Raw genomic sequence first — 13,957 nt, forward strand, 5'->3', positions numbered from 1 at the left:
GCCGAAGTGGGCTCAGACCGTGGCGAGTTCGACCTCGCGCAGCGATTCGGGGGCGGCGGCCCGGGGAGTTGGCGGTCCGGCGCCGCGTGGGGAGCCGGAGTCGGCTCGGGCCAGGGCGTGTTCGGCGCCGATATGCGGCCGGCCTCGGCGCCCCGGAACGTGGGGGCCGGTGCCGTAGGGGCGGTTGAAGTCGGGACGGTCCATGGCGCGTTCGTTCGGTATACCGATCGGCGATCGGCACCCGAGGGAGCGGGGAGCCGTTGCCGTGGGGCTGGTTGAGGTCGGGGTGGACCGCGGTCGGTTCGAAACGCGCGCGGCGACCGGTGTCGGCGGCCCGGGGGCATCGCCGGAAATGCGGGCCGAAGTCGGTTCAGACCGTGGCGAGTTCGACCTCGCGCAGCAACTCGGCCGCGAACGCCGACTCGTGGCGCTTGCCGGTCGGGGAGAGGGCGACGTAGGCGGAGGCCAGGAAGAGGAAGGAGCCGAGGACGACGGCGAGCGGGAAGATGAACTCCGTGGCGGTGGCGCCGGAGAGGTTCGCGCTGCTGGGGGCGAGAGTGACGCTCACGGCGTACATCCCGGTGTAGTGCATGGTGCTGACCGCGAGTCCCATGACGAGGGCGGCGAGCGTGGCGAGGACCGGGCCGCGCACGATCAGGGTGAGGGTGAGCGCGGCGGTCGCGGCGACGACGGCGATCACGACGGAGGCGATGACGAGCCGGGGGTCGTAGTCGATCTCGCCGTGCAGGTCGAGCGCGGCCATGCCGGTGTAGTGCATGGCGGCGACGCCGAGGCCGGTGCCGAGTCCGCCGAAGGCGACCGAGGTGACGCGGGAGCGGCCGTATCCGGCGGTGAAGACACCGGCGGCGACCACGCCGATCGACATCAGCAGGCTGAGGACGGTGAGCGGGACGTCGTAGCGGATGGGGGTGCCTTCGACGCTGAAGCCGAGCATGGCCACGAAGTGCATGGTCCAGATGCCGGAGCCGATGGCTACGGAGGCGAGGGTCAGCCAGTTGCGTTTGGAGGCGCCGTCCGTCTCAAGTGCCCTTACGGTGCAGCGCAGTCCGAGCGCGGCGCCGACGCAGGCCATCGCGTAGGACAGGACCGGGGTGACCCAGCCGGCGCTGAAATGGTCCATGTGGCCCATGGGGAGGTTCCTCTCGGGCGTGGCGCGGCGAGACCGCGCGCGCAGGGAGTACCGCCGGTAACGAGGACCGGGGTTGGCTGATCATGCCAGCCGCACCCTGTGGGACATATGCCGCGAAAGGGACCTTGGGGTTGATTGGCGAACATTAAATCAATGTGGTTTCGATAACACCGCACATGCGCATTTTCGCAGTTCAGGCGGGGTTTTCGTGGACCTGGTGTGAAGGTCGGGCGATCACGGTCGCGCCGGCCGCCGGACCCGCCGCCGTACGTACCGTCCGGCATGTCCCCGAGGCCGTCAGCGCCTGGGCCACCTTCGCCGCCGACCCGGGGTCGCGGGCGAGGAACGCCGTCGTCGGGCCCGAGCCGGAGACCAGCGCGGCGAGGGCGCCCGCGGCGCGGCCCGCGGCGAGGGTGTCGGCGAGTTCCGGGAAGAGCGAAAGGGCCGCGGGCTGAAGGTCGTTGGAGACGGCGGCGGCCAGCGCGTCCGGGGCGCCCTTCGCGAGCGCGTCGAGGAGCGGCTGCGAGGCGACGGGTTCGGGGATGTCGACCCCTTCCGCCAGGCGGTCGAACTCCCGGAACACCGCCGGGGTGGAGAGTCCCCGCTCGGCCATCGCGAACACCCAGTGGAAGGTGCCGCCGGTCTCCAGTGCCGTGAGCTTCTCGCCGCGCCCGACTCCCAACGCCGCCCCGCCCACCAGGCTGAACGGCACATCGCTGCCCAACTCGGCGCAGATGTCCAGCAGTTCGGCCCGCGAGGCGCCCGTGCCCCACAGCGCGTCGCACGCCACCAGCGCGCCCGCGCCGTCCGCGCTGCCGCCCGCCATGCCGCCCGCGACGGGGATGTCCTTGGCGATGTGGATGTGCACGGCGGGGTCGCGCCCGTACCGCTCGGCGAGTGCTACGGCCGCCCGTGCCGCCAAGTTCGTACGGTCCAGGGGGACTTGGGCCGCGTCCGGGCCCGAGCAGGTGACGCGGAGTTCATCGGCGAGGGTCACGGTGACCTCGTCGTACAGGCCGACCGCGAGGAAGACGTTGGCCAGGTCGTGGAAGCCGTCGGGGCGCGCCGCGCCGACCGCGAGCTGGACGTTGACCTTGGCGGGGACGCGGACCGTCACGCTCACTTACTCGGACTCCTTGGGTTCGGCCTTGTGTTCCGCCGGTTCGGGCTTGTGTTCCGCGATGCGGGCGAACTCCTCGACCGTCAACGACTCGCCGCGCGCCTGCGGGGACACCCCGGCCGCGACGAGCGCCGTCTCTGCCGCCGCCGCCGAGCCCGCCCAGCCGGCGAGTGCGGCCCGCAGGGTCTTGCGGCGCTGCGCGAAGGCCGCGTCGACCACGGCGAAGACCTCGCGGCGGTCGGCGGTCGTCTTCAGCGGCTGCGCCCGGCGGGTGAGCGACACGAGGCCGCTGTCCACGTTCGGCGCCGGCCAGAAGACGGTACGGCCGATGGAGCCGGCCCGCTTGACCTCGGCGTACCAGTTCGCCTTCACGGACGGGACGCCGTACACCTTCGAACCGGGCGGCGCGGCCAGCCTGTCGGCGACCTCCGCCTGGACCATCACGAGCGTGCGCTCGATGGTCGGGAAGTACTCCAGCATGTGGAGGAGGACCGGTACGGCCACGTTGTAGGGGAGGTTGGCGACCAGGGCGGTGGGGGGTGGGCCGGGGAGTTCGGTGACCTGCATCGCGTCCGAGTGGACGAGTGCGAAGCGGTCCACCCGCTGCGGCATGCGGGCGGTGACCGTCGCCGGGAGTGCGCTCGCCAAGGTGTCGTCGATCTCTACGGCCGTCACATGGGCGGCCGCTTCGAGCAGGGCGAGGGTGAGTGAGCCGAGGCCCGGGCCCACCTCCACGACCACGTCGTCCGTGCGGACGTCTGCGGTGCGGACGATGCGGCGGACCGTGTTCGCGTCGATCACGAAGTTCTGGCCGCGCTGTTTTGTGGGGCGGACGCCCAAGGCTGCCGCCAGCTCGCGGATGTCGGCTGGGCCCAGGAGGGCGTCGGGGTTGCTGCTCACGTACCTAGGTTACGGGGCGGTTCTTCGTCTACCGGTCCGCTGTGGCTGGTCGCGCAGTTCCCCGCGCCCCTGGGGGATGGGGGCTGCGCCCCCGATCCCCCATCACCCCATCCCCCCTCAGCCGTGCAGCCTTGTCCCGCAGTGCGGCCACGGGCTCGCGCCCCTTCGCACGTACAGCTTCTTCGCTCTGAACGTCTGTTCCTCTGCTGACGCGTCCTGCGGACGGCCCGACCCTCCCAGGCTGTGCCACGTGTGGGTGTCGAACTGGTAGAGGCCGCCGTAGGTGCCGGAGGGGTCCACCGCGCCGGGGCGGCCGCCGGATTCGCAGGTGGCGAGGCCGTGCCAGTTGAGCTGGTCGGCGCCCTGTACCGAGGTGGGCATGGGTTTGGTGCCGACCTTCACGAGTTGGGAGCGGGGTTCTCGGACCAGTTCCTCGTCGACGCGGCGCGGTTTCTCCTTGACGCCGTTGACCGTGCGCAGGGCGTAGGTGACGCGGCGCAGGCCCGGGCGGCCGGCGCGTTCGACGACCTCCGTGCCCTTGAAGAGGGTGGAGTCGTCGGTGCGTTCCACCTCGAAGGGGATCGACTCCTCGCGGATCTCGCGGGTGCCGGTGACCCGCAGGACCGTGATCGTCTGGCCGTCGCGCGGGAAGTTCCCGGGCGGGACCGAGGTGGTGTCCTCGCCGTGCAGGCCGATGCCCGCCTCCCGGACCACCTCGCCGACCGTCGCCGCGTTGGTGCGGATCGTGCGGGCGCGGCCGTCGGCCATGATCGTGACGGTGCGTTCGGTGCGTACGTCGAGGGCGAGTCCGGCGCGGCCGATGGGCTGGGAGCGGGAGGTCGAGAGGTACGCGCCCTCCGCCCGTACGCCGAGTTGTTCGAGGGCGCCGTCGACCGTGCGGGCCGTCGTCCACACCTCGCGCCGCTGCCCGTCGATGGTGAGCCGCACGGGGCGGCCGTAGCGGACCGCGACCTCGTCGCCGCTGGCGAGGTCCGCGTCGCGGCCGGGGGCCACCACGTCGTGCTCGCCGACCTCGACGCCCTGCTGGGCGAGGAGTTCGGTGACGTCGTCGGCGAAGGTGTGCAGGGTGCGCGGCTTGCCGTCGACGTTCAGTTCGATCGCCTTGTCCTTGGCGACGAAAGCGGTGGTGCCGCCGGCGAGGAACGCGACGACCAGGGCCTGCGGGACCAGACGGCGCATGGTGGAGCCTGTGGTGGCCGTACGGTCGGCTCTTCGTCTGCGGTCCGCGCGGCCCGGCGCGACGGTCACCGCCTGGCGCGGGAACACGGGCTCCGGCGCCTCGTAGGCGGGGCGGTACGTGTCCTCGTACACCTGGGTCGCGTCGGTGTACCCGTCGGTGTACACATCGGCGCGCACACCGCGGTCGTACGTCTCGTAGGTCTCGTAGTTGCTCACGCCGACACGCTCCAGAAGGCCAGAAGGGTCCGGATCGGGCCAACAGAACCTAGCGGAGCGACCGTCACTCTCCAAAGCGACGCGGCTACTCAGGGTTGTGTTCGAGTGAGTCCTGGAACCTCAGTAACCAAAGGCGCGGGCCGTGTTGGTGGCGAGAGCCGTCGACAGGGCGTCCTCGTCGATGCCCCGGACGGCGGCCATCGCGCGGACCGTGACCGGAATGAGATAGGGGGCGTTGGGCCGTCCGCGGTAGGGGGCGGGGGTGAGGAACGGGGCGTCGGTCTCCACGAGGACCAGCTCCAGGGGGGCCACGGCGAGCGCGTCGCGCAGGTCCTGGGCGTTCTTGAAGGTGACGGTGCCGGCGAACGACATGAAGTACCCGGCGCTCGCGCAGAGTTCGGCCATCTCGGCGTCGCCGGAGTAGCAGTGGAAGACGGTCCGCTCGGGGGCGCCCTCCTCCTTGAGGACGCGCAGGACGTCGGCGTGGGCGTCGCGGTCGTGGATGACCAGGGCCTTGCCGTGCCGCTTGGCGATCTCGATGTGCGCGCGGAAGGAGAGTTCCTGCGCCGCCTTGCCCTCGGGTCCGGTGCGGAAGTGGTCGAGGCCGGTCTCGCCGACGCCCCTGACATGCGGGAGTCCTGCCAGCCGGTCGATCTCCGCGAGGGCCTCGTCGAGGGCGGCATCGCCACCGGGGACCCTGGCCCCCTGCCGCGACCAGCCTCCCCCAGCCCCAGGGGGCTGGGAGGTGCCCCCAGGGTCGCCGTGGACGATGCGCGGGGCCTCGTTCGGGTGGAGGGCGACCGTCGCGTGGATCGCGTCGTGGCGGGCGGCCGTCTCGGCGGCCCAGCGGGAGCCCTTCACATCGCAGCCGACCTGCACGAGCGTCGTGACACCGACCGAGGCCGCCTTGGCGAGCGCCTCCTCCACCGTGCCGGACTGCATGTCGAGGTGGGTGTGGGAGTCGGCGACCGGCACCCGGAGGGGCTCCGGGAGCGGAGGCGCCGCGTTCTTGTCGCTGGAGGCAGGCATGCCCCGATCCTACGAAAGGGGCATGCCCACCCGGTCGCCGGAGGCGGTCAGCTCGCCTTGCGGTGGTGGTGGAAGGGGTGCAGCAGGTCGGACAGGTGCCAGTGGTGGTGTTCCGCGGGCTCCGGCAGCGGAGTCACGGAGTCGTCCGCCCCCTCCGCCGCTGTCGCCGCGCGGGGCCGGGGCGTCTGGTACTGCCGCTGCGCCGCGTCCCGTACCGACGACACCTGGCCCGCCCGCATGATGCGCACGACATGCCCGTCGCAGTTGTGGCACGCGGGGCGGCTCAGGGGCGACGGCACGACCTGGCCGTCCGCCACGTACATCACGAACTGGTGGCCGTCGGTGTCGACGTGGTGCTCGATCTCGTATGCCTGCTCCCAGCCGTGCCCGCACCGCATGCAGGCGAAGGAGTACGACTCGTTCACCACGGCGGTGGCAGCGCCCCGGAGGCCGGTCTGCCCTGCGATCTCACTCATGCCAGCTCCTGCTTGCTTTCCGCTGGACAAGCGCCCCCGCGAGGGGATTCCCCCCGGAATCCCGTTGGAGGCGAGGGACGGGTGCGTCCCTCACTCCAGTGGACGCCTCGGGCAGGGCGAACGCACCAGTCCTGTCGACTGTTGGAGGCGATTTGGACTTTCCTTGTCGAATCGCCCTTCCGACCCGGTCGGGACTTTGCATTCGGCGACCGCGCTTTGCCCCGCCATGGGGCGCACGCTCATGGGAGGAGCGCCCTGCTCAGAGGGGATTCCGCCCCAGCTCAGAGGGGTTTTTGCGCGGTCTTGGCGGCCACCACCGCATCGAACACCTCGCGCTTGGGAACACCCGCTTCGATCGCGACCGCGGCGATCGCTTCCTTTCGCCGCTCCCCCGCCTCCTCGCGCACCCGCACCCGCCGCACCAGCTCCTCCGCGCCGAGCTCCTCGGCCTGTTCCGGCGCCCCCTCCACCACGACGGTGATCTCGCCGCGCACGCCCTCCGCGGCCCACGCGGCCAGCTCGCCGACCGGGCCGCGCTTGATCTCCTCGTACGTCTTCGTCAGCTCCCGGCACACGGCGGCCCGCCGCTCCGCGCCGAACGCCTCGGCCATCGCCGCGAGGGTGTCGTCGAGCCGGTGCGGTGCCTCGAAGTAGACGAGGGTGCGCCGCTCACCGGCCACCTCCCGCAGCCGCGACAGCCGCTCGCCCGCCTTCCGCGGCAGGAACCCCTCGAAGCAGAACCGGTCCACCGGCAGCCCCGACAGCGCGAGCGCGGTGAGCACCGCGGACGGTCCCGGTACCGCGGTCACCTTGATGTCCTTCGCCACGGCGGCGGCGACCAGCCGGTACCCCGGGTCGGACACGGACGGCATCCCCGCGTCCGTCACCAGCAGCACCCGCGCGCCGCCCACCAGCGCCTCGACCAGCTCCGGGGTCCGCGCGGACTCGTTGCCCTCGAAGTACGACACGACCCGCCCCTTGGGCTGCACCCCGAGCGCCTGGGTCAGCCGGCGCAGCCGCCGGGTGTCCTCCGCGGCGACCACGTCGGCCCCGGCCAGCTCCTCCGCGAGCCGGGGAGGGGCGTCCTGCATGTCGCCGATGGGGGTGCCCGCCAAAACAAGGGTTCCAGTCACGTTCCCATCCTCGCAGGGCCGACAGATCCGGACGCATCCGGACCGAGACCACCCATGCACGGGACTCACACAGCGCTGTTCCCTACGATGGCGCGGTGACCAGTACCGCGTCCTCCACGGACACCCGGCAGGGCCAGGCCCCCCAAGAGCAGCGGCCGTCGTGGCAGCAGCGGCTGCGCCGTTTCGGCTACACGGCGGGGCCCAGAAGCGATGTACGGGACCGGCTGTCGCCGCCGTACGCGGAGCCCAGCCCCCGGCTGTGGGCGACGCTCGGCTTCTCGCCGGGGCTCGTCGACCGCCTCACCCGCTGGTCGGGCTGGGGCGGCCCGCTGCTGGTCACGCTGATGGCCGGCGTGATGCGCTTCTACCACCTGGGCAGTCCGAAGGCGGTGATATTCGACGAGACGTACTACGCCAAGGACGCGTGGGCGCTGGTCCACCGCGGCTTCGAGGTCAACTGGGACAAGAACGCCAACGACCTGATCCTGAAGACCGGCGGACACGTCTCGATCCCCACGGACGCGGCCTACGTCGTGCATCCGCCGGTCGGCAAGTACGTCATCGGCATCGGCGAGCTGATCTTCGGCTTCAACCCCTTCGGCTGGCGCTTCATGACGGCGCTGCTCGGCACGCTGACCGTGCTGATGCTGTGCCGCATCGGCCGCCGCCTCTTCCGCTCCACCTTCCTGGGCTGTGTCGCGGGCGTCCTGATGTCACTGGACGGCCTGGCCTTCGTGATGGCCCGCACCTCACTGCTCGACGGCGTGCTGATGTTCTTCGTGGTGGCCGCGTTCGGCTGCCTGCTGATCGACCGCGACAAGGCCAGAGAGAAACTCGCGGCGGCACTACCGGCCGACGCCTACGGCCGGGTCCGCCCCGACGCCCACACCGGCGACACCCTCTCCTTCGGCTGGCGCCCCTGGCGCTGGACGGCGGGCCTGCTGCTCGGCCTCGCGATCGGCACCAAGTGGAACGGCCTGTACATCACGGCCGCGTTCTTCGTGATGATGCTGCTGTGGGACGTCGGCTCCCGCAAGGTCGCGGGCGCCCGCAACGCGTACGTGGCGGTCCTGAAGTACGACCTCGGCCTCGGCTTCCTGGCCACCATCCCGGTCGCCCTCGCCGTCTACCTGACCTCCTGGATCGGCTGGATCCTCTCCCCCGCGAACGGCACCGGCGGTTACTTCCGCAACTGGGCCGCGACCGACGGCAAGGGCGGCACCTGGAGCCACGTCCTGCCGGACTGGCTGCGCAGCCTGTGGCACTACGAGCACGAGGTCTACGAGTTCAACGTCGGCCTGCACTCGCCGCACACGTACATGTCCAACCCCTGGAGCTGGCTGGTCGACGGCCGCCCGGTCTCCTACTTCTACGAGTCCCCGTCCCCCGGCGCGGACGGCTGCCCGGTGAACGCCGGCGACAAGTGCGCCCGCGAGGTCCTCGCCATCGGCACGCCGATGCTGTGGTGGGCCGCCTGCTTCGCGATCCTCTACGTCCTGTGGCGCTGGGCGTTCCGCCGCGACTGGCGGGCGGGAGCGATCGCCTGCGGCGTCGCGGCCGGCTACCTCCCCTGGTTCCTGTACCAGGACCGCACGATCTTCTTCTTCTACTCCATCGTCTTCCTGCCGTTCCTGTGCCTGGCGGTCGCGATGCTGATCGGCGTGATCATCGGCCCACCGGGCTCCAGCGAGACCCGCCGGGTCACGGGGGCGGTCGGTGCGGGCGTGCTGGTGCTGCTGATCACCTGGAACTTCATCTACTTCTGGCCGCTGTACACGGGGACGTCGATTCCTATTGATCAGTGGCGGTCGCGGATGTGGCTGGATACGTGGGTCTAGGCGGGGCCGGGGGGGGAACGACATGGACGATCACCTCGACTCCGCGCTCAGAGCGCTGTCCTGGAACCCGGCGTCACCGGGCAGCGTGCTGCTGCGACTGCTCAGACTTGACCACCGGGACGTGCGGTGGACCATCACCCAGCGCGCCGACCTGCCGCCGGAGGTCGTCGACGCGATCCTGGCGTACCCCGATCGCAGGCTCCGCCAGGACTTCGCCGACAGCGCCGCCGCCGACCCGGCCCAGCGCGCCCGGCTCATCGACGATCCGGACCCGAAGGTCCTGCTCGCCCTCGCCATCGGGCCGTCGCCGTACCGGGGCCGGGTGGAACCGCTGCCCGACTGGGCGTACGAGCGGCTGCTGAAGCACCCCGATGAGCGCATCCGCCACGAGACCGTCCAGTGGTCCACCGTCCCCGCCCATGTCCTGGCCGGCCTCGCGGACCACCCGGACAGCGTCCTGCGCGGGGCGTCCTGCCGCGCGTGGGAGGAACTGCCGGACGCCGCGCGGGAGTTGCTGCTCCAGGACGAGGACGTGAAGGTACGGCAGGCCGCCGCGATGCACGTCTGCCACGAGGACGAGGACCGGACGGCGTGGCTGCTCGAAAGCCTCGTCGGCTCCCACCTGCTGTACCAGGTTCTGGAGACCGGGCGGCTGAGCCGCGAGCTCGCCGAGCACCTGCTGGCCCGGCCGCGCCGGGCCTCGGTCGCCGCGAACCCCTCCCTCCCCCCGGATCTCGTACGGCAGTTGGCCGTCGACCCGGACCCGCACATCCGGCTCGTCGTCTCCGCCCGGCCGGAACTGACGGAGGCGGAACGCGCGGCCATCGACTACACCGTGGATCCCGAGGCCCGCCTGTCCCCGCTGAACTGGGTGTGGGACGCCCGCGAGGACGTCGACCTCCTGCGCCGGTGCGCGACCTCCGCGCACACCTGGCTGCGCCGCAGCGCCGCGGTGTGCCCGGCCCTGCCACCGGACATGGTCGAACTCCTCGCCCGGGACGAGGACTTCGCCGTACGGCTGCTGCTGTGCGAGTTCCATCCCGAGCCGCCGCCGGAGCTGCTGCTCGACCTGTATCTGCACGGCACGCACCGGGCCGTGATGATGCTCATCGCCAGGCCCGGATTCCCGTCGGCGGGAATGGCCGCCCGCTTCCTCGACGCCGCGGACCCGGACCACCGCCGGCTGGCGCTGCGTGATCCCGCGCTGACCCCGGAGGACCTGGACCGGCTCAGCCGTGACGGGGGGTTGCGCGGTCCGGCCGCCCAGGACCCGCGGCTGCCCCTGCCTCGGATCCGTGAACTGCTCGCCGACCCGGACCTGCTCGGCTCCGTCGCCGGCAATCCCGCGCTTCCCACCGAGGACATGCACCGGCTCCTCGACGCGGCGGGGGTGCCTGCCTGATCGCTCTTCGGCGGGTCGCCGTTGAGACAACAAGAGGCAACACCCCTCACAGCTTTCCCCACGCCCCATGCGCAAGGGGGTAAAAGCCACCGTCATCGGCAGTGTGTTCGCCGTGATGGTGGGAGGGGTGGGATACGGGGCGTACAACCTCGTGTCCGCGCTGGGCGGGAGTTCGGGTGTGTGTGTGGGGGGGGTCCGGCGGGCCCGCGTCCGTGAAGAGCGGGCCGCCGAGCACGTCGGAGGTCAAGGCCACGACCGCCAAGTTCTTCGCGGCCTGGGAAAAGGGGCGGGCGGTGACCGCGTACTGGGTGTGGTTGGTCGCCTTTGGATGAGCGGAGGGCGGTTTGGGTCTGGGCGTCGGCAGGTTTGCGGCGGGCTGGGTGTAGCTGGTCTACGAGGCGGTTGGATTGCCATCGCATCTCTTGGGGGACGCCTTGAGGATTCCTCCCCCCTCGTAGGCGTATCAGCCAGCGTTCGGCCGAGTGAGGCTGTCTAGCAGTCTTGCGGTGGTCAGGGTGTCGGGGTGGTCCTCACCCAACACCCGCTGACGGCGCGCCAGGGTGTCCTCACCCAACACCAGCGCATCCTCCACCCGACCCACATCCGCCAGATCAGCCACCAGGTTAGACGCGGTGATCAAGGTGTCGGGGTGGTCCTCACCCAACACCCGCCGCTGCCGGGCCAACGTGTCCTCACCCAACACCAGCGCATCCTCCACCCGACCCACATCCACCAGCCTGATCGCGAGGTTGATCGCGGTGATCAGGGTGTTGGGGTGATCCACACCCAACACCCGCCGCCGCCGGGCCAACGTGTCCTCACCCAACACCAGCGCATCCTCCACCCGACCCACATCCGCCAGATGAGCCACCAGGTTAGACGCGGTGATCAAGGTGTCGGGGTGGTACTCACCCAACACCCGCCGCTGCCGGGCCAACGTTTCCTCACCCAACACCACTGCCTCCTCCACCCGACCCACATCCGCCAGCCGGACCGCGAGGTTGATCGCAGCAATCAGGGTCTCGGGGGCGTCCCCGCCCAACACCTGCCGCCGGTCGAACAAGTCTTGGTGCAGTGCAAGGGCACGCTCGTGATCACCGACGGCGGCGAATGCCATGGCCAAGTAGTTGACAGCCCACCAGGTGTGAGCGTGATCAGGACCCAGCAGGGCGTTCCAGGCTTGGTGGAGGTCTTCGAGGCGAGGCAGGATTGCCGGTGCGCTGCCACGCTCCAGGAGGTAGACGCATGCTTCGCATGCGGCGAAGCGGACGTCCGCGGTTACGAGGTCGGTCGAGTCGATGGCCAACAGGTGGGGCAGAAGGTCGGGCCAGCGAGGCCAGGACGCAGGATCCTCCGCCTCCCCGGGAGACGCCGCGGCGAGCAGGACGCTAGCGTTGCGCGCCGCGGCTGCACGCTCCCCGTCGGTGAGCTGGTCTTTGAGGACGGCCTGGGTCAGACGGTGCAGGTGCAGGCTCCCGCCCGCCACCCGGGCCAGCCCGTGCTGGTGCAATGCCGACAGGACACGGTTTCTGGTGCGCCAGTCCGCCACCACCCGGCCTGCGGACGACTCCTCGTCAGCCTTCCGCTTCGTGCTGGTGGGCAGGGCAAACGGTTCCGGGGCCAGCAGTGCACAGGCGTTCATCACCTCTGCCGCCTCCGGGTCCTGCTCCCGCAGCCGTTGCATGCTCAGCCGGATCTGCGCGGCCAGCGACCATGGGTAGTCCCGCGGCCTGCCCTCATCGGTGACCTCGCTGGCCTTGCTGACCAGCAAGGCCAGGTAGTCGTCCACGGTCGTCGTCCTCAGCACCGCAGCCGCCTGGACCAAGGCCAGCGGCAGGTCATCCAACGCCTCCGCCAGGCGCCCCGCATCGGCCTCCGTCAGCCACGCCGTCCGCCGACGCAGCAGATCGATCGACTCCCGCCGCGCCAACACATCGACATCCAGCGGCGCGGCCACACCATGCCAGTCGGGGTTGCGGGAGGTAATCAGCACATGCCCCGCCCCGGACGGCACGAAGTCCGCCAGCGCCTCAGGATCCTCCGCGTTGTCAAAGACGACCAGCCACCGCGACCGCGACCCAAGCTCACGCCCCAGCGCCCGCAGCGCATCCTCCAAGGGCGTATCCGCCTGCGCAGCCCCCGTCTCCACCGCCAACGCAGCCAACTGCCCCGGAATCAGCGCCGGGTCCTCCGCCCGCACCCACCACACCAGCTCGTACTCCCCGCAGAACCGGTGCGCGTACTCGGCAGCCAGCTGCGTCTTGCCCACACCCCCACGGCCATCCAGCGCCACCACCGCCACCGGACGACCGACCGTCAGCCGAGACCGCACCTCCACCAACAGCGCATCCCGGCCCACGAACCCCGCATTACGCGCGGGCACGTTCCACACCCTCGGCAACGTGCCCGGTAGCCGCGGCCCGCTCGCCCCCATCCTCCGCAACCGGCCCGCTCCGCCCTGGCCCGGAAACCCCGGAGCCACCCGCGGAACCCCCGCCGGCCCCGCCACCGCCCCCAGCAGCACCTCCCGCGCCTTCTCCTCCGCCAGACCGAACAGCGCCGGTGCACGCAACGCCCGCATCATCGGCCGTACGACACAGTCCTCGATCCGGACCGGGATCAGCTTCTCGCGCGTGGCCAGCTTCGCTGTCCACTCCTGGGTGGTCCACCGTTCCGACTCGAAGTACGCGGACGAGAACAACGCGACCATCGGCCCGGCCGCCAAGGCCTCGTCCATGTTCTGGACGATGTTCTCGCCGGCGCCCCAGTGCCAGACGGCCAACTCCACGTCGTACCCGGCGTCCTGCAACTGCCAGGCCACCCACTCCGCCCAGGCCTGGTCCGCCCCCGCGTGCGAGACGAACAACCGCGTTCCACCAGCCACCCGAACCCCCGTACCGGCCCCGCACCCTGCCGCCACCGAGACTAGAACCCACCCAGACCACCGCACACGGGCTTTCAACCAATCCCAGCCGATGACCCTTACGTTTCGACGGTGCTCGAAAGGTTGGCCGGTGTCCACGGGCGGCCCCTACGGTCTGACGCCAAGAGGCCGACCATCACAGTGACCATCACTGTGAGGCCCCAGACAGGGGAGTTTCCGTATGCAGTTGCTCAAGAAGCACATGGTCCGTACGGCTGTTGCTCTCGCGCTGGGAGCCGGCGCGCTCATCGGCGGCTCCGGCACCGCTTCAGCTGTCGACGTCCATCCCCAGTACGTGACCTTCAAGTGCGATCCCGGGCGGGCCTGCCTGTACGACACGTCCGGCGGAGTCTGGAACATGGACGGCTGTGGACCCAACTACATCTACGGCGTTTTCAACTTCGCCAGGGCCCACGGCAACAGTTTCACGGTGTGGTACGCGAACAACACGTACGACCTCGTCCCGGCAGGGGGTCAGCGGTTCCTGGACGCCAACAACAGGGTCACCGAAGTGGACGTGCACTGCTGACCGTTGACGGCAAAGGCACCCGCGTGCGGCGAAACCCGGGA

Annotated in this window: 12 protein-coding genes and 1 pseudogene; 4 read left to right on the forward strand and 9 right to left on the reverse strand. The window is 70.8% G+C overall.

Annotated elements, in window-relative coordinates; genetic code table 11:
• Positions 1-12 precede the first annotated feature (12 nt).
• From ACIBJH_RS04060 to rsmI, 8 genes are all read right to left on the reverse strand, one after another.
• Positions 13-204 carry a hypothetical protein gene (locus ACIBJH_RS04060; protein ID WP_399115251.1) on the reverse strand — a complete coding sequence of 64 codons (192 nt, stop codon included), beginning with the start codon at positions 202-204 and terminating at the stop codon, positions 13-15.
• A gap of 166 nt (positions 205-370) precedes the next feature.
• Positions 371-1,150, reverse strand: a complete 780-nt coding sequence (locus ACIBJH_RS04065) for an MHYT domain-containing protein (RefSeq protein ID WP_399115252.1) — start codon at positions 1,148-1,150, stop codon at positions 371-373.
• Positions 1,151-1,343: 193 nt separating this feature from the next.
• The gene (locus ACIBJH_RS04070; RefSeq protein ID WP_399115253.1) at positions 1,344-2,273 is read right to left on the reverse strand and encodes a 4-(cytidine 5'-diphospho)-2-C-methyl-D-erythritol kinase; all 930 of its coding nucleotides are present in this window, start codon (positions 2,271-2,273) and stop codon (positions 1,344-1,346) included.
• A complete protein-coding gene (gene rsmA / locus ACIBJH_RS04075; protein WP_399115254.1) occupies positions 2,274-3,170 on the reverse strand; it encodes a 16S rRNA (adenine(1518)-N(6)/adenine(1519)-N(6))-dimethyltransferase RsmA in 897 nt (298 codons plus the stop codon).
• 117 nt (positions 3,171-3,287) lie between these two features.
• Positions 3,288-4,586 carry a ubiquitin-like domain-containing protein gene (locus ACIBJH_RS04080; RefSeq protein ID WP_399115255.1) on the reverse strand — a complete coding sequence of 433 codons (1,299 nt, stop codon included), beginning with the start codon at positions 4,584-4,586 and terminating at the stop codon, positions 3,288-3,290.
• A gap of 120 nt (positions 4,587-4,706) precedes the next feature.
• On the reverse strand, positions 4,707-5,615 hold the full coding sequence (locus ACIBJH_RS04085) for a TatD family hydrolase (RefSeq protein WP_399115256.1): 909 nt from the start codon (positions 5,613-5,615) through the stop codon (positions 4,707-4,709).
• Between the two features lie 47 nt (positions 5,616-5,662).
• Positions 5,663-6,091 carry a hypothetical protein gene (locus ACIBJH_RS04090; RefSeq protein WP_399115257.1) on the reverse strand — a complete coding sequence of 143 codons (429 nt, stop codon included), beginning with the start codon at positions 6,089-6,091 and terminating at the stop codon, positions 5,663-5,665.
• 281 nt (positions 6,092-6,372) lie between these two features.
• Positions 6,373-7,224, reverse strand: coding sequence for a 16S rRNA (cytidine(1402)-2'-O)-methyltransferase (gene rsmI, locus ACIBJH_RS04095; protein ID WP_399115258.1), 852 nt, complete (start codon positions 7,222-7,224; stop codon positions 6,373-6,375).
• 95 nt (positions 7,225-7,319) lie between these two features.
• Here rsmI and ACIBJH_RS04100 point away from each other — a divergent pair, with 95 nt between their 5' ends.
• The 3 genes and pseudogenes from ACIBJH_RS04100 to ACIBJH_RS04110 form a co-directional block, all read left to right on the forward strand.
• Complete coding sequence (locus ACIBJH_RS04100) at positions 7,320-9,062, forward strand: dolichyl-phosphate-mannose--protein mannosyltransferase (RefSeq protein WP_399115259.1); 1,743 nt, start codon at positions 7,320-7,322, stop codon at positions 9,060-9,062.
• 22 nt (positions 9,063-9,084) lie between these two features.
• Positions 9,085-10,464, forward strand: coding sequence for a hypothetical protein (locus tag ACIBJH_RS04105; protein WP_399115260.1), 1,380 nt, complete (start codon positions 9,085-9,087; stop codon positions 10,462-10,464).
• Positions 10,465-10,531: 67 nt separating this feature from the next.
• A pseudogene (locus tag ACIBJH_RS04110) lies at positions 10,532-10,766 on the forward strand (penicillin-binding protein); the annotation flags it as partial.
• 161 nt (positions 10,767-10,927) lie between these two features.
• Here the strand turns inward: ACIBJH_RS04110 and fxsT are convergent.
• The gene (fxsT, locus tag ACIBJH_RS04115) at positions 10,928-13,330 is read right to left on the reverse strand and encodes an FxSxx-COOH system tetratricopeptide repeat protein (RefSeq protein ID WP_399115261.1); all 2,403 of its coding nucleotides are present in this window, start codon (positions 13,328-13,330) and stop codon (positions 10,928-10,930) included.
• 238 nt (positions 13,331-13,568) lie between these two features.
• On the opposite strand from fxsT, the gene ACIBJH_RS04120 reads away from it, so the two are divergent.
• Positions 13,569-13,916 (forward strand): hypothetical protein, encoded by a 348-nt coding sequence (locus ACIBJH_RS04120; RefSeq protein WP_399115262.1) that lies wholly within the window; start codon positions 13,569-13,571, stop codon positions 13,914-13,916.
• Positions 13,917-13,957 lie beyond the last annotated feature (41 nt).

It is taken from the genome of Streptomyces sp. NPDC050548, from assembly GCF_044457385.1.
Lineage (GTDB): Bacteria > Actinomycetota > Actinomycetes > Streptomycetales > Streptomycetaceae > Streptomyces.

Coding starts and splice junctions, on each gene's coding strand:
- ACIBJH_RS04120 (WP_399115262.1), top strand. CDS start 13,569: ATGCAGTTGCTCAAGAAGCACATGGTCCGTACGGCTGTTGCTCTCGCG.
- ACIBJH_RS04065 (WP_399115252.1), bottom strand. CDS start 1,150: ATGGGCCACATGGACCATTTCAGCGCCGGCTGGGTCACCCCGGTCCTG.
- ACIBJH_RS04105 (WP_399115260.1), top strand. CDS start 9,085: ATGGACGATCACCTCGACTCCGCGCTCAGAGCGCTGTCCTGGAACCCG.
- ACIBJH_RS04085 (WP_399115256.1), bottom strand. CDS start 5,615: ATGCCTGCCTCCAGCGACAAGAACGCGGCGCCTCCGCTCCCGGAGCCC.
- ACIBJH_RS04090 (WP_399115257.1), bottom strand. CDS start 6,091: ATGAGTGAGATCGCAGGGCAGACCGGCCTCCGGGGCGCTGCCACCGCC.
- ACIBJH_RS04060 (WP_399115251.1), bottom strand. CDS start 204: ATGGACCGTCCCGACTTCAACCGCCCCTACGGCACCGGCCCCCACGTT.